At 58.0% G+C, this 15,489-nt stretch carries 13 protein-coding genes; 8 read left to right on the forward strand and 5 right to left on the reverse strand.

What is annotated here, in order from left to right; genetic code table 11:
• Positions 1 to 30 precede the first annotated feature (30 nt).
• The 6 genes from ACQZ63_RS03975 (at position 31) to ACQZ63_RS04000 (ending at position 6,831) form a co-directional block, all read left to right on the forward strand.
• Positions 31 to 1,377, forward strand: coding sequence for a glycosyltransferase family 4 protein (locus ACQZ63_RS03975; protein ID WP_004432251.1), 1,347 nt, complete (start codon positions 31 to 33; stop codon positions 1,375 to 1,377).
• Positions 1,374 to 2,144: an HAD-IIB family hydrolase gene (locus ACQZ63_RS03980; protein ID WP_111804414.1), complete on the forward strand. Its 771-nt coding sequence runs from the start codon at positions 1,374 to 1,376 to the stop codon at positions 2,142 to 2,144. The genes ACQZ63_RS03975 and ACQZ63_RS03980 overlap by 4 nt, the downstream gene beginning before the upstream one ends.
• A 274-nt stretch (positions 2,145 to 2,418) precedes the next feature.
• Positions 2,419 to 2,859, forward strand: coding sequence for an NUDIX hydrolase (locus ACQZ63_RS03985; RefSeq protein WP_162632874.1), 441 nt, complete (start codon positions 2,419 to 2,421; stop codon positions 2,857 to 2,859).
• Between the two features lie 161 nt (positions 2,860 to 3,020).
• On the forward strand, positions 3,021 to 4,526 hold the full coding sequence (locus tag ACQZ63_RS03990) for an inorganic phosphate transporter (protein ID WP_035252035.1): 1,506 nt from the start codon (positions 3,021 to 3,023) through the stop codon (positions 4,524 to 4,526).
• Between the two features lie 20 nt (positions 4,527 to 4,546).
• Positions 4,547 to 5,284 carry a 16S rRNA (uracil(1498)-N(3))-methyltransferase gene (locus tag ACQZ63_RS03995; protein ID WP_162763579.1) on the forward strand — a complete coding sequence of 246 codons (738 nt, stop codon included), beginning with the start codon at positions 4,547 to 4,549 and terminating at the stop codon, positions 5,282 to 5,284.
• 173 nt (positions 5,285 to 5,457) lie between these two features.
• On the forward strand, positions 5,458 to 6,831 hold the full coding sequence (locus ACQZ63_RS04000) for a glutamate--cysteine ligase (protein WP_113555484.1): 1,374 nt from the start codon (positions 5,458 to 5,460) through the stop codon (positions 6,829 to 6,831).
• A gap of 207 nt (positions 6,832 to 7,038) precedes the next feature.
• Here ACQZ63_RS04000 and ACQZ63_RS04005 read toward each other — a convergent pair whose 3' ends face one another.
• Complete coding sequence (locus tag ACQZ63_RS04005; protein ID WP_003515205.1) at positions 7,039 to 7,332, reverse strand: DUF1127 domain-containing protein; 294 nt, start codon at positions 7,330 to 7,332, stop codon at positions 7,039 to 7,041.
• Between the two features lie 204 nt (positions 7,333 to 7,536).
• Between ACQZ63_RS04005 and ACQZ63_RS04010 the strand changes: the two genes are divergently transcribed.
• Positions 7,537 to 8,487, forward strand: coding sequence for a LysR substrate-binding domain-containing protein (locus tag ACQZ63_RS04010; RefSeq protein ID WP_003515204.1), 951 nt, complete (start codon positions 7,537 to 7,539; stop codon positions 8,485 to 8,487).
• A gap of 80 nt (positions 8,488 to 8,567) precedes the next feature.
• Here the strand turns inward: ACQZ63_RS04010 and ACQZ63_RS04015 are convergent, their stop codons facing one another.
• Positions 8,568 to 11,006 carry a DUF1217 domain-containing protein gene (locus ACQZ63_RS04015; RefSeq protein WP_113555635.1) on the reverse strand — a complete coding sequence of 813 codons (2,439 nt, stop codon included), beginning with the start codon at positions 11,004 to 11,006 and terminating at the stop codon, positions 8,568 to 8,570.
• A gap of 366 nt (positions 11,007 to 11,372) precedes the next feature.
• Between ACQZ63_RS04015 and ACQZ63_RS04020 the strand changes: the two genes are divergently transcribed.
• Positions 11,373 to 11,939, forward strand: coding sequence for a DUF6101 family protein (locus tag ACQZ63_RS04020; protein ID WP_003515202.1), 567 nt, complete (start codon positions 11,373 to 11,375; stop codon positions 11,937 to 11,939).
• Between the two features lie 78 nt (positions 11,940 to 12,017).
• On the opposite strand, the gene ubiA is transcribed toward ACQZ63_RS04020, so the two are convergent.
• The 3 genes from ubiA to ACQZ63_RS04035 all read right to left on the reverse strand — a co-directional run bounded on the left by ubiA (position 12,018) and on the right by ACQZ63_RS04035 (position 15,383).
• Positions 12,018 to 12,971, reverse strand: coding sequence for a 4-hydroxybenzoate octaprenyltransferase (gene ubiA / locus ACQZ63_RS04025; protein WP_003515201.1), 954 nt, complete (start codon positions 12,969 to 12,971; stop codon positions 12,018 to 12,020).
• A gap of 120 nt (positions 12,972 to 13,091) precedes the next feature.
• The gene (locus ACQZ63_RS04030; protein ID WP_003515199.1) at positions 13,092 to 13,892 is read right to left on the reverse strand and encodes a MipA/OmpV family protein; all 801 of its coding nucleotides are present in this window, start codon (positions 13,890 to 13,892) and stop codon (positions 13,092 to 13,094) included.
• Positions 13,893 to 14,126: 234 nt separating this feature from the next.
• Positions 14,127 to 15,383 (reverse strand): SAM-dependent methyltransferase, encoded by a 1,257-nt coding sequence (locus tag ACQZ63_RS04035; protein ID WP_003515197.1) that lies wholly within the window; start codon positions 15,381 to 15,383, stop codon positions 14,127 to 14,129.
• Between the last annotated feature and the right edge of the window lie 106 nt (positions 15,384 to 15,489).

The raw sequence follows: 15,489 nt of genomic DNA on the forward strand, positions 1-15,489 counted from the left end.
TTCTGGGGTTAATTGGAAAAATTTACCAAGATGGGACCCATGACGACCACGAGCGAAACTGAACGCTATCCAAGGATAGCTCTCATATCGACGCATGGCTATGTCGCCGCGCACCCGCCACTCGGCGCAGCGGACACCGGGGGACAAGTGGTTTATGTGCTTGAGCTTGCACGCAAACTCGGCCAGCTCGGTTACACCGTTGATCTCTATACCCGCCGCTTCGAAGACCAGCCGGAATTCGACGAGGTTGACGAGCGCGTCCGTGTGGTGCGCATTCCCTGCGGCGGGCGCGATTTCATTCCCAAGGAATATCTGCACCGCCACCTGATGGAATGGTGCGAAAACGCGTTGCGCTTCATCAAGAAAAACAACCTCAACTACTCTTTCATCAACAGCCACTACTGGGATGCGGGCGTTGCCGGGCAGCGGCTTTCCGAGGCGCTGAAAGTCCCGCATCTGCACACGCCGCATTCGCTCGGCCTCTGGAAAAAACGCCAGATGGAAACCGATTACCCGGAAAAGGCCGATACCTTCGAACTCGAGTTCAATTTCAAGGAACGTATCCAGCACGAACTCATCATCTATCGCAGTTGCGACATGGTGATTGCGACGACGCCGGTGCAACTCGACGTCCTGATCGAAGATTACGGTCTGAAGCGCAAGCACATCCACATGATCCCGCCGGGTTATGACGACAACCGCTTCTTCCCCGTCTCTGATGCGACGCGGCAAATGATCCGGCAGCGTTTCGGTTTCGAGGGCAAGGTGGTGCTGGCGCTTGGACGCCTTGCCACCAACAAGGGTTACGACCTTTTGATCGACGGCTTCTCGGTTCTTGCGGCGCGCGAACCGGAAGCCCGCCTTCATCTGGCCGTCGGCGGCGAGAATATGGACGAGCAGGAAACCACCATTCTCAATCAGCTGAAAGAGCGGGTCAAATCGCTCGGGCTGGAGGACAAGGTGGCGTTTTCCGGCTATGTCGAGGACGAGGATTTGCCTGATATCTACCGGGCAGCCGATCTTTTCGTTCTGTCGAGCCGTTACGAGCCATTCGGCATGACCGCAATCGAGGCGATGGCGAGCGGAACTCCGACCGTGGTAACCATCCACGGCGGGCTGTTCCGCGCCGTCAGCTACGGCCGCCACGCGCTGTTTGCCGATCCTTTCGATAAGGAAGACCTTGGCATCACCATGATGAAGCCGTTCAAGCACGAGCGGCTGTATGGGCGGCTTTCCCGCATGGGGGCGCACAAGGCGCGCAGCCTGTTTACCTGGACGGGAATCGCGCAGCAATTGCTGGCGCTGGTGGAAGGCAGGCCGCTGATGCCGGTTCTGGAAGAATCCGATTGGGCAGAACCATGGAACGACGGCGATTGAAACCGCTTCGCTTGTTTTCCACCGATCTCGACGGAACCGTCGTCGGCGATAACGCCGCTACGCGCCGGTTCCGCGATTTCTGGCATTCGCTACCGGACGATCTTCGCCCGGTTCTGGTCTTTAACAGCGGCAGGCTGGTCGATGACCAGCTCGCCCTTTTGGAAGACGTCCCCTTGCCGAGGCCCGACTACATTATCGGCGGGGTCGGCACCATGCTGCACGCAAGAGAGCGGGGCGAGCTTGAAAGCGCCTATACGCATTCGCTCGGTACGGGTTTCGACCGGCAAAAGATCGCCGATGTCATGGCCGGCCTGCCGGGTGTGACCATGCAGGCGGAACGCTATCAGCATGGCCTCAAATCCAGCTGGTTCCTGCATGGTGCGGATGAGAAGACGCTCAGTGATATCGAAAACACGCTCGTTGCGGCGGATATCGATGCCCGGATCGTCTATTCCAGCAACCGCGACCTCGACATATTACCCAAGGCCGCAGACAAAGGTGCGGCATTGGCGTGGTTATGTGGACAACTGCACATTGGTCTCGACGAATCAGTGGTTGCGGGCGATACTGGCAATGATCGGGCGATGTTCGAGTTGAATGGTATTCGCGGTGTGATCGTTGGCAATGCCCTGCCGGAGCTTCTTTCGCTGGCGAACAATGACAGCCGTTTTTTCCTCTCGCGCGCGACCGAAGCTGACGGTGTGATCGAAGGTCTCCAGAATTGGGGATTGCACACTGGCCAACGCAGTTCCGGCAATAATTCATAGCGGTTTTGCGTTCTGAATAGCGTAAAACAGAAAAAATGCAGTATTCCCGCGATCGGTCGCTGACGGTTACGTACCGGGCAAAGCCTTCGTTCGCACCCCTGCCACATCCCCTGCTGCCTACGATCTTCAACGGCATGAAGACAATCGTGGGTTATGCGTGAGAGGGGATTGGCGGGACATAAAGGATATCTATATTAGCAGTTACGACTAACAGGCGAAGAAGGATCCACACGGATTGAAGATTTTGAATCGATTGGCGACAGATGTAGGCTTGATGTTGCGCAGACCGCCGCGACAGCAATACGCAGCGCTGTGCTATCGATCGTCCAAAAAACTTCGTGAGCCGGAAGTCCTGTTGCTGACAAGCAGGGATACGGGGCGCTGGGTCATTCCCAAAGGCTGGCCCATGGCCAACAAGAAGGCGCATGCAGTTGCCGAACAGGAAGCCTACGAGGAAGCCGGTGTCAAAGGCAGGGTGGATAAGGCCCCCTTCGGCTTTTATGAGTATGAGAAAAAGCTGAACAGCGGCATCAATGTGCTGTGTAAGGTTCAGGTACATCTGCTCGAAGTGGCGGAGCTGCAGGACAGCTTTCCCGAGAAGGATTCCAGACGGCTTGAATGGGTCACTCCCGAAGAGGCCGCCAAACGGGTCAACGAGCCGGAACTGAAAGCGCTCATGCTCACTTTCGACAAGCGGATGGCGCTTTCGAAATAGCGTCCACGCCCGAATAGTGGCAATCTGCAGTTTGTTTTTCCAACATGGCTTTTACTGTCTTTCATTTTGGAAAGATGTGCGAGATGTAACAGTCTTTCTGTAAATTGCCTTCAGCCCGCGACATTGCCGGACGAATGGGAATGCTGGCGAACGAGGTCTGAATGGCAATGAAGCCGCCACCGAACATGAAGCCGACGCTCGACAAGGATCTCGAGAAGATCACCCGTGTCGAAGAGGCGACGCTGCACGTCACGCAGCAGCTTGCCGGCCTTGGTGCGGGGGTGATGTTCGTTGTTCTGGCGGCGATATTTGCCGGCGCCTTCGTCACGGGTACGGCGGGCGCCGTCATCATCATCGCAGCCGTTGCCATCGGCGCCTATATGGCAATCAACATCGGCGCGAACGATGTGACAAACAATGTCGGCCCGGCGGTCGGCGCCAAGGCGATGCCGCTTGCAGCGGCACTCATCATCGCCGCCATCTGCGAAATCGCGGGTGCCTTGATCACCGGCGGCAACGTCGTCGAGACCATTTCCAGCGGCATCATCAACATCCAGACCATTCCCGACCGCACCGTGTTTTCATGGGCTATGTTGTCGGCCCTTCTCGCCGCCGGTCTTCTCGTCAATATCTCGACCTGGACGAAAGCGCCGATTTCCACCACCCACACGGTGGTTGGCGGCGTTGCGGGGGCTGGAATGGCGGCCTATGGCATCCGGGCAGTCGACTGGCTATCGCTTGGCAGCATCGCCTTTGCCTGGGTTCTAGCGCCCTTTATAAGCGCGGCCATCGCCATCGCCCTCCTTGCCTTCATCAAGGAATTCATCATCTACCGGGAGGACAAGATCGACGCCGCGAAGCGTTGGGTTCCTGTTCTGATCGGCATCATGACCGGGGTCTTCACCGCTTATCTCATCTGGGTTGGGCTGAGGCAGATCGTGCATGTCTCGCTTGGCCATGCAAGCGGCATCGGGCTTTTGACCGGCCTCGTCGCCTGGCGGCTGTGCGTGCCGATCATCCGCAAACAATCGGTGGGATTGGAAAACCGCAACCAGTCGCTTCGAACGCTGTTTCAGTGGCCGCTCGTTCTTGCGGCTGGCCTCATGTCCTTCGCGCATGGGGCAAATGACGTTTCGAACGCCATCGGCCCGGTGGTGGCAATCGTTCGTGCGCTGCACGACGAGGCGGTGGAGACGTCCGCCCGCGCGCCGCTCTGGGTGATGCTGGTCGGCGCATTCGGGCTTTCCTGCGGTATTCTTCTCTATGGCCCGCGCCTCATCCGCCTTGTCGGTGAACAGATCACCAAGCTCAACCCGATGCGCGCTTTCTGCGTTTCCGTGGCTACGGCTCTGACGGTTCTCGTCGCCTCACGCTTCGGCCTGCCGGTCAGCACCACCCATACGGCGATCGGCGCCGTGTTCGGCGTCGGCTTCTTCCGCGAATGGTACACGCAGGCGTCTCGACGGCGGCAGGAACTCGTCCAGGCCGGCACCAGTCAAATCCGCCGGGCCGATCGATATCTGGACAATCCTTCCGAGATACGCCGCCGTTATCTCGTCCGGCGATCCCACTTCATGACCATCATCGCCGCCTGGCTGGTAACCGTTCCCGCAAGTGCTACGCTTGCAGCACTGTTATATTGGCTTATGTCCTTCCTCTTTCTCTGACGCTGAAACAGAAAAGTCCCATGCGCGCAAATTTCCGGATGCAACGCCTGTTCGTCGAAACCCCGCTTGTCGCGGGCGCGGCGCAGGAAGCGACGACCGAACAGTTCAATTATCTCGCCAATGTGCTGCGCATGACCGATGGCGCGGAAATCCTGCTGTTCAACGGCCGCGACGGGGAATGGAAGGCGAGACTCTCCTTTCCAAGCCGCAAGAAGATCACCCTCATCCCTCTGGAACAGACACGGCCCCAGCCGTCGGCATCAGATCTGCACTACCTGTTTGCGCCGCTGAAAGTCGGACGCATGGATTATCTGGTGCAGAAGGCGGTCGAAATGGGGGCCGGTCTTTTGCAGCCGGTGATGACACAGCATGTGCAGGGCAAGATCCACAATACCGAAAAGCTGCGCGCCAATGCCATCGAGGCCGCCGAGCAATGCGGCATCCTGTCGTTGCCTGGCGTGGCCGAGCCGGTGAAACTGAAAGACATGCTCGAGACCTGGCCCCAGGATCGACGGATCATCTATTGCGACGAGGGCGACGCGGGGCAAAATCCGCTGCCTGTCCTGCAATCCATCAAGGAACGCAAAATCGCTCTTCTGGTCGGCCCGGAAGGCGGGTTTTCCGAAGAGGAAAGAGAGTTGCTGCGCAGCCTTGCCTTCGTCACCCCCATTCCGCTCGGGCCGCGTATCCTCAGGGCCGATACGGCTGCGGTCGCAGCCCTTGCGGTCATTCAGGCATCGATCGGCGACTGGAATTGACCTATCTGGCACATGTCTTTATCGCAAAACCGCTGCACAGTTTTACGCGACATGCGCTGAACCATTGCGCTTCATGCATCTTTAAAAGAAATTCATTTGCCTCCGGATACGATCCGGCTCTATCTGCCACACATATGCCTCGCCGCAACAGAGACGTCATAACAAGGTAAGCCATGGCACGCGATACGACCGACCAGACACCCCTCTCCTCCGTCACGGAGCTTACAGATTATCTGGCCGGCGGTTGCAGAGCTGAAGCCGACTTCCGCATTGGCACCGAGCACGAGAAATTCGCCTTTTTCCGCGAGGGCAACCGGCCGGTTCCCTATTTCGGCGAGGCCAGCATTTCCGCTCTGCTGAAGGGCATGCAGGAAAAGCTCGGCTGGGAGCCGATCATGGATGGTGAAAACATCATCGGACTTGGCGAACAGCACGGCATGGGCGCCATTTCCATCGAGCCGGGCGGCCAGTTCGAACTGTCAGGTGCGCCGCTCGAGAACCTGCATCAGACCTGCAAGGAATCCAACCAGCATCTGGCGACCCTGCGCGAAGTGGCGGAGCCGATGGGCATCCGTTTTCTCGGCATTGGCGGCAGCCCGCTGTGGAGCTATGACGAAACACCGCGCATGCCGAAATCGCGCTACGCGATCATGACGCGCTACATGCCGAAGGTCGGGACCAAGGGTCTCGACATGATGTACCGTACCTGCACCATTCAGGTTAACCTCGACTTCTCTTCCGAAGCGGATATGCGCCAGAAGATGCGCGTTTCCATGAAGCTCCAGTCGCTGGCAACCGCACTGTTTGCTTCCTCGCCCTTTACCGAAGGCAAGCCGAACGGCCTGCTTTCCTGGCGCGGCGATATCTGGCGCGATACCGACAATCGCCGCTCCGGCGTGCTGCCCTTCACCTTCAATGACGATTTCGGCTTCAAGGATTATGTCGAATGGGCGCTGGATGTGCCGATGTATTTCATCGTGCGCGACGGCAAGTATCACGATTGCACCCATGTCACCTTCCGCCAGTTCATGAACGGGGCGTTAAAGGGTGAAATCGCCGAATGGGAACCGACCATGGGTGACTGGACGAACCATCTCTCCACGCTGTTCCCCGATGTGCGCCTGAAGCGCTTTCTGGAAATGCGCGGTGCCGATGGCGGCCCATGGAGACGCATCTGTGCCCTGCCCGCTTTCTGGGTCGGCCTTCTCTATAATCAGGAAGCGCTTGACGCAGCCGATGCGCTGACAGCCGGCTGGAGTTTCGATGAGGTCATCGCCCTTCGCAATACCGTGCCGGCCAAGGGGCTGACCGCGGAGATCGCCGGCAAGCCGCTTCTCGGTTTCGCCCGCGAGGTGCTGGACATTTCCCGCACCGGCCTCAAGAACCGCAACCGGCTGAACGGCGAAGGCCAGGACGAAACCGTGTTCCTGTCATCGCTGGACGAGGTCCTTGCCAAGAAGACCACGCTCGCCGAAGACCTGCTTGCGCTCTATAACGGTCGCTGGGGTGGATCGGTGCTGCCAGTATTCGATGAATATCAGTATTAAAGCATTTCGCTGAAACTGCGCAGCGGCTTTACGTCCGGACAATGCGCAAGACAGGCAAGGCGTTGCCATAAAAAAACCCGGTGCGGCCGAGGGGCCTGACACCGGGCAAAGGCAGGGTTATTGGCAAATCACCCTGCGGGGAAAACCTTATCGGTTCGCGAGCAATCCCGGCGTCTGGAGGTACGCCGGAATTGCGCGAACACAAGCCTAGAGCGTCTTGAACCGCGTGACTGAGCGCGTGCGTGCGGCGCGGGTCAGATGGGCGGTCGGATCTTCCAGCAAGCCGGTATTGAGCGCGTTGGTCACATCCGAGCGCGCCAGCCCGATATCGGCGAGCAGGCGATCGTCAAGCTCCGTGAGACCATTTGCGACGATACGATTGTAGATGCGCTGCACAAACGTTTTCACGGTGGAAGCAACGCCGAAAGCGATGCGACGCAGGGTGTCGCTCTGCTGGCCGGTTGCGAATTCCAGTTCCATTTTCCGTTCTGCCGTGCGCATAACAATGATCCTTCCGTAACGGCACGATGCGGCACCGCTCCCGACGCACCGTGCGCGGGAAGCTGCCTTGGGTTGGGGGCCTGACGATGTGCCCGCCCCGGGGTTGAGATTGATTTGCTGGGTGTCAAAATGTCGCAAGACTATTGATCAGTCCAACGAATGTTTCTAATGTGAGACATCAATCATTCTGATGGATGAGTATCAATGTCCGCACCTCTCGACATAGACCAGCTGCACACCTTCATCGCCATTGTCGATACCGGCAGCTTTACCAAGGCCGCTGAGCGCGTTTTCAAGACGCAATCCGCCGTATCCATGCAGATGCGGCGGCTTGAGGAGCGGATCGGCAAACAGCTCTTTGCAAAGGACGGGCGCGGCAACCGCCTGACGGCCGAGGGCGAGAAACTGATGAATTATGCCCGCCGCATCATTCGCCTTAACAACGAGGCGATTGCGGCCTTCGATGACAACAGGCTAGAGGGCACGTTGCGTATCGGCACCCCGGACGACTATGCCGACCGCTACATGCCAGAGATCATCGGGCGTTTCGCCAAGACGCATCCGAATGTCGAGCTTTACATCGTCTGCGAACCTTCGGTGAGCCTTGCCGAAAAAATGGCGCGCGGCGAGCTGGATATAGCACTCGTCACCCACAATCCCCGCGCCCGCTCCTCCGATGTCGTGCGCACCGAGCCACTCTGCTGGGTCACCTCCGCGAACCATCCGCTGAAGGATGATGCGCCAGTGCCGCTGGCTGTCGGCCGGCGCGACTGTCACTGGCGCCAACTTGCCTGCTCGGCGCTCGATGCCGACGGGCGGGATTATCAGGTGCTGTTCACCAGCTGGTCTTCCACCGTGGTTGCCGCCGCCGTGCTGGCAGGCATGGCGGTTTCCGTGCTGCCGGAATCGGCGCTGCGTACCGGCATGAAGGTTTTGACCGCCTCGGACGGTTTCCCACCGCTGCCGCCGGTCCAGATCGGCCTGATGAAACGGCCGGGCCTATCGCCCTCGCTGGTGAACGCCATTACAGACCACATCACCGCCTGCCTCGACAACATCTCTCCGATGAACGTCGCCGATGAGCTGGATAACGATGTGAAGACCTACCCGAAGATGCCGCGCCTGCGCGCCGGGCACATGCTGCCGGGCTGGTGAATGGGTCCGCAAATGCGGTCGTGTGAGACACCTTAACCGGGTAAGCTCGGCCTTTCCATCGTCCGTCCTCGCTTTCCAGCCTACCGCGCACGCAGCGATGCGACAGCCAGCAGCGTGTCGCCGCTGATGCCCACCGAGCCGCTGCCGTTGAACAGCATCATGATCGGGTTGGTGGTGTTCTGCTTGTCGTCATACATGATGGTAAAACGGGCGATCAGCTTCTTGACCTTATCGGGGTCCTGAAAGTCCTCGATGTCGAAATATTTCTTCATCATCGCCACCTGCGTATCGACCCCGGCATTGCCGAGTTCATCGGGAATGCCAAAGGTGGTCGTGATGAAGTTCTGGATCGCGGTGTCGGCGAGAATGGAGTAATAGGACGTTGTTCCCGCCGCCATTCGCTTGAAATAGAGCGCCAGACGCACGCCCGCATTTTCTTCACCTGCCTGCGTCTCCAGCGTCTGCGTCAGATAATTGTCCAGCGTCTCGTAGAGGCCGCGACGAGTCTGGATGGAGCTTCGATCCTCGCGCAGGATATTACCGTCCGTGTCGAAATTGAACGCGGTGACGAGACGGCGAAAAGCCGGGTCCATCTCCTTGTTTAGATAGCTGTCCTTGTCATCCAGATTGGACGTGAACATTTTTTGCAGCTGGTCCTTGGTGACCTTCGTCGGGTCGATGCCAAGCGATTCCATCGCGAATTTCGTCAGGCGATCATTCCCCAGAAAATCGCTGAGCGTCTTGACCTTCTGTAGCTCCGAACGGAAAAATTCCGCCTCCTTCTTGGCGGCTTCCTTTTCCTGGTCTGTTCCGAAGGCTGATTTCTTCTTGATGTAGTCGACCGACATGCTCTGAATTTCAAGTTCGGACTGCGCAAGAACCGGAGAGCCTGGCGATCCGTCAGACTTGAAGTTGAAGAGTTCCGCGAGTTTGACGTAACGGTCGTCTTTCAGCGCATAAACGTAGCTCTTCTTGTCCAACAGGTCGCTGGTCAAGGCTTTACGAACGTCCGCAATATTCACCTTCGTCGGATCGAGGCCGACCGCCTTGAGCGCATAGGTGTAGACCGCGCTGCTTTCCAGGAAGTCCGCAACGGATTTGACGTTGGCAATATCGCTTTTGAACAGCTTCAAAGCGTTTTCGTCAGCGGCTTCGTCCTTGTCGTTATAATGGTTCATGTACCCGTTGGTCGTGGTAACGGTCTGGGTCGTCGTCTGTGGTGCCGTACCGTCCGGCAGCGTTCCATCCGCCTTGAAATTGAACGCTTCACGCAATGCGATGTAACGTTTGTCGCCATTGCCGAACTTGGCGATATAGTTGTTGGGATCGCTGAGATCGCTGGTCAAAATGTTCTCGATCGTCGCATTGACTATGGTCAAGTCATTCAGGTCGAATGCGACCTTGATGTAATTCACCAGACGCGGGTCTGCCATTAACTCATCGACGGTCTTGATCGAACCGATCTTCGATTCGAAATAATCCCTGTTCAAGGTGGCAACGGTCGGGGTCACACGCGGGGCACTGCCGACATAGGCCTGGGTCAGGATCTTGACGTTGTCGGCCGTCTGCGCCTGGCCGGCCGCAACGCTACCGTCATTGGCAAATTCGAAAGCCTGGGCCATCTGCGCCATCGTATTATATTGCGAGACGGTATTCGAGAGCTGGGTCTGCTCCGCCGTGATGGAGGCAAGGGTCGCCGCCCACTGGTCCTTCGGCGGCAGCACGGCTTCAAGCTGGGTGAGCTGATCCTGCCGGGTGGTTTTCTCTGTTTCAAGGGCGGTTCGCTGTTCGGCGGTCAGCGTGGTATCAGCCAGCGCGGTATCGATGGCCGTTATCCGATCCGTCACATCCCCATGCAACTCGATATTGCCCTTGGTCGTAAGCTTTTCCACGGCAGCGTAATAGGCCGCGCCGAACTTCTGGTTCAGATAGCTGTTCGGGTCATCGATATCGCTCGTCATCAATCCCTTGATGTGGGAATAGCTGTAGGTCTTCTCATCAATGCTGAAGACCTCGAAGATGTAGGCGCGGGTTCTATCGTTCTGAAGCAGCTGGTCGACGTTCGTGACCGTTCCGATGATCGCCTTATAATAACGGGTTTCTTCGGACAGGCTGTCATCGAGGTTGGTGATCGAGGTGTCGTAAAGCCCGATCATCTTGTCGAGCTGCGCCTCCGTCTGCACCGTGGTGGTGGATTGCGTGAAGTTGAAGGATGCGGCAAATTCGCGATAACGTTCATCCGTCAGCTTGTTGGCAAAGCTGTTCTGGTCGTTCAGGTCGCTTTCCAGCACCTTCTTCATGAAGGCCTTGGCGTAGGTCATCTCGCCGAGACCGAAGGCATCCATGGCATAGGAATAGAGCTGGTAGTTATTGAGGAACTCGTCGACGCTTTTTACATTGCCGATGTTTTCCTTGTAATATTTCGTCTGCCGCTCGACGATCCCCTGCTGCGACACGCGTGAAATGCTTGCCTTCATATCGCGGTTGATGAGGTCGTAGCTCAGAAAAGTCGATACCATGCGAATGCCCCCTGGAGCACCGCGCATCACGCTGGATACGGCCGGCTCCGGTTTTGAATTCGCCCACCACACCTCCATCCGGACGCACGGCAGGCCTTGGCGCGACTGTGCATGACGCGCCTTGCCCGGAGCTTGAAAGAGCACAGTTTCGGGACTGAGAAAAATCGCATTGTCTCAATCGGCTTTACCTCAGCGAAACCATGCCACGGTGGGTTTTGCTAACCATTTGGGAATGCAAAGTTTTCTTAACCGCGATTTTTAAGCAGTCTCGAACATGCGGCGGATATTCTCCTGACATCAGAGGACGAAAAGTCCCGATGAGAAGACCGGAAACCGGCTCTCAGGTAAAACAAGGGTAGAATAAACATGACCAAGACCGTTCTGAAGCCCGACTGGGCCGTCGCCACACTCAGACTCGACCCGGCACGTTTTCCGCAACAGGTCACCTATGGCAGGGGCAATGGCGCAACCGATGTTGCCGTCACGCTCGATGAACGGGGCGCCGTTCTGCGAAAGGTCCTGTCCTCTTCCGGCTTGCCTTTGTCCTTCGCCCTGCCAGCCCGCGCTTTCAAGGGCGTTGCCGCCCGCGCCATCGACCATGGTGATGGACAGGTGACGGTGACGCTGGAGCTTCACCACGACGATCCGGAACTTTGCGTTCCGCTTCTCGTCGCCCATGATCTTTGCGACATCGCCGCCGACTGGCGCAGCTGGTCCGAAGCCTACCGCATTCCGATGCTGATGGTGGAGGCCGATGGCGTCGCCCGTCCGCTGGAAGAACATCTCGGCAAGGTGCGCACCAAGAACAGCCGCCCCCGTCGCCGGCACTCCTATTTCGCGGATCGTCGCCCGCGCTTTCTCGTTCGCCGCTCCACCGGTTCTCTCGGCATGAGCATGAAGATCGAGGGCAAGGAAATCATCGCCCGCAGCTGATAATCTTCAGACAAAACAATAAAAAGCCCGGCGCGGATATCGCGGCCGGGCTTTTTTGCATCTTGCCTTTCAACAACCTCACGCCAACAGAAGCGGCAGAATGAGGCCGGCGAAAATCAGCACGCCGACGCGGTTGTTGGATTTAAACAGCACAAGGCATTGGGCCACGTCGTCGATATCGAGCACCCAGACCTGCCGGAAAAGCATGATGGCGGCGGCGGCAAGGCCGCTATAGGCGATCAGGTTAACGCCCGCTCCCCAGAAGGACAGGGCGATCATGACAAGGGCTGTGCCATAAAGAAAAACCAGCCAGCGATGTGTGTTGTCTCCAAACAGCAGCGCAGTTGAACCGATGCCCACAGCCGTGTCGTCTTCCTTGTCCTGATGAGCGTAGATTGTATCATAACCGATCGTCCAGGCGATGGAGCCGACATAAAGCAGGACAGCAGGCCAGGCGATGGACCCGAACTGCCCGGCCCAGCCCATCAGCGCACCCCAGGAAAAGGCAAGGCCGAGAAAAAATTGCGGCCAGTTGGTGAAGCGCTTGGCGAAGGGATAGATTGCCACGAAGACCAGCGAGAATATGCCGGTGGCAATCGCAAATCCGTTGAACTGCAACAGCACCACGAGTCCGGCGAGCGCCTGCAACACGATGAAGACCTTCGCCTGCGCCCTGCTCACGCGACCAGATGGCAGCGGCCGCGAGCGCGTGCGCGCCACGGCCATGTCGATCTTGTGGTCCGCAAGATCGTTATAGGTGCAGCCTGCACCGCGCATCGCCACCGATCCGATGAAAAACAGCGCCAGATGCCAGATCAGCGTGCCCCAGGAAAAACCGCCGCTTGCTACCGCGGCATTGGCCGCGAGTGCTGCGGACCAGAAACACGGCCACATCAGCAATTGCCAGCCGATGGGGCGGTCCCATCTTGCCAGCTGCGCATAGGGCCAGAGGGGTCTCGGCAAAATCCGATAGACCCAGTTGTTGGATGGTGCGTCGGAGACGCGGTCTGACAAATCGCTGTGGTGAACCATGGGGATGGTTCTACAGCATCGGCGGGCGAATCGGAATCGATTTCATCACTTGGCCGTAGCCACAAAAAAGCCCCGCAACGCTTTCGCGGCGGGGCTTGGGGTGGGCATATTCGCCTCGCCTCAGGGCAGCGTGAAGCCGAATTTGTAGCTTGCCTGGACGCCGACGACGAACTGGTTCTTGGAGCCGCGCTCACGCACCAGCGAGCTGTCGGCGGCATCGCCCGTCAGGCGGCGATATTCGGCGAAGGAACCAACTTCAGCGGCTTCCGTGACCTTCCAGGTGATGGCGGCGCCGACGCCGGCGGAATGCAGGCCGCCGCCGGGGCTGTAGGGCGATGGCGCGCCGGCCGCTGTCTGCGCGGCGCTTACGCCGTAATAGCGTTCATTGTATTTGCTGCTGACCCATGTGGCGCGCGGGCCGGCGGAAATCTGGATACCGGGGGCGATATCGGTGAAGACGTCGGCCGAGAGGTCGGCGACCACGCCGCTATGGCTGCGGATGCCCTGACGGGCTTCGCCGCGAATACGCAGCCAGTCGGTGGGATAAGCCTCGGCGAAACCGCCAAGCTCGCCGCCGCGCTTGATGCGGGTCATGCCTTTCAGATCGGCCGAATCCTTCTGATCACGCGGAGACACCAGCTTTCCCGCAAGACCCATGCTGATCGGGCCATTGTCCAGCAGCGAGATCGAGGCGCTGTCGTTGCGCGAGGTGAAACGCGCGCCCTGACCCTGACGGCCGAGAGAAATGATGGGCGAAAAGCCGAATTCGTTCTTGTTGTCGCCCTGATATTTCGGCGCAGAAAAACCCGAACCGCCGAGCTTCAAATACCAGTCGCCGGAAAACCAGCCATCGGCATGGGCGTTACCGACGGCAAAAAGCGATAAAACACAAGCGGCGACGGCCGCTGATGGCTTGAACATGAAAATAACCCCAGGAAACGCAATACAAACAGGTAAGCTTAGAATTAGAGGGATTCCGTTTCCATTCCATTAACCAGCGCGAGAAGGCGGCGATTAGCTCTTCCGTCATTCCGGCCCTGAGCCGGAATCCAGCCGTCGCGCGTCTGCGCGGCGGGAAGCCTTCTTTCAGCCCGAGGACTTGGGCTGGCTGGATGCCAGATCAGGTCCGGCATGACGGTGGCGAATGGACAAGCCTTAGAACATAACCTTCTCAAGCGGCGGCCGCGTCTTTTCGAACTCCAGCAGCTTTTCCTCGTTGCGGGCAATGTAGTCGCGATTATGCGGAACGGCGTCGCGATCCTTGGCGAGTTGGATCTGGAAAATATGGAAATTTTCGTGGGTAAAGGCCATTTCGGACCCCGCCAGATAAAATTCCCACATGCGGAAGAAACGTTCGTCATAAAGTGCTACCGCCTCTGCCTTGCGCGCCACGAAACGTTCGCGCCAGTGCCGCAGCGTATGCGCATAATGCATGGGCAGGATTTCGATATCCTTCACCAGCAGCCCCGACTTCTGGATGGCCGGCAGCACCTCGGCAAGCGAGGGGATGTAACCACCGGGGAAAATATATTTTTCGATGAAGGGATTGGTCGCCAGTGCCGGACTGGGCTGGCCGATGGAATGCAGCACCATCACGCCCTTGTCGTCCAGAACCTCCGCCACCTTGTCGAAATAATCGCGGTAATGGGTCGGCCCGACATGTTCGAACATGCCGACCGAGACGATACGGTCGAATTTCTTCGAGGCAGGCAGGTAACGGTAGTCCTGCAATTCGAAACGAACATTGCCGGCAAGCCCACGTTTTGCTGCACGGTCGCGGGAAACGCGCAGTTGCTCCTCGCTGAGCGTGATGCCGGTCACATCGGCACCTGCACTTTCGGCAATATACATCGCCATGCCGCCCCAGCCGGATCCGATCTCCAGTACGCTCTGGCCCGGCTCCGTCATCAGCTTGGCGGCGATGTGCCGCTTCTTGGCGACCTGCGCCTCATAAAGGCTGATGCCCGGCGGATTGAAATAGGCGCAAGAATATTGCCAGTCCTCATCAAGGAAGATGTCGAACAGCTTGGCGCTCAGATCGTAGTGATGGGCGACGTTGCTCTTGTTGTGGTTTACCGGCAGATGCATCCTGATGCGGGCGGCGATGATGCGGGCCATACCACGCCACACCATGCCGAAGGACAGCGCCTCGCTTAGCGTGTTGCTTTTAACCAGCGCCAGAAAGTCGTAGATGTCGCCCTCGACGACCTGCATACGGCCTTCCATATAAATTTCGGCGAGTTTCAGCGCAGGATCGGCAGCGATCTCCTGCATGGCAGCTTCGTCGGTGAAATTCAGAACCACCCTTGTTCCGGTACCGTTACCAAATGTACGGCTACCACCCGGGCTATTGACGACAAGATTACCGTTCTTGATTATCTTTTCGAGAAGAACATGCAGAGACGACGCCATGGCACCCCCAATTGCTAAGTCTCACTTATCAATTTTTCTGACCGTATTCCTTTCGGCACAAGTTTCAAGATAGTCTTATTTCAAAAAAATTGAACGATTTCATCAA

Source organism: Agrobacterium sp. CG160-95 (assembly GCF_053521725.1).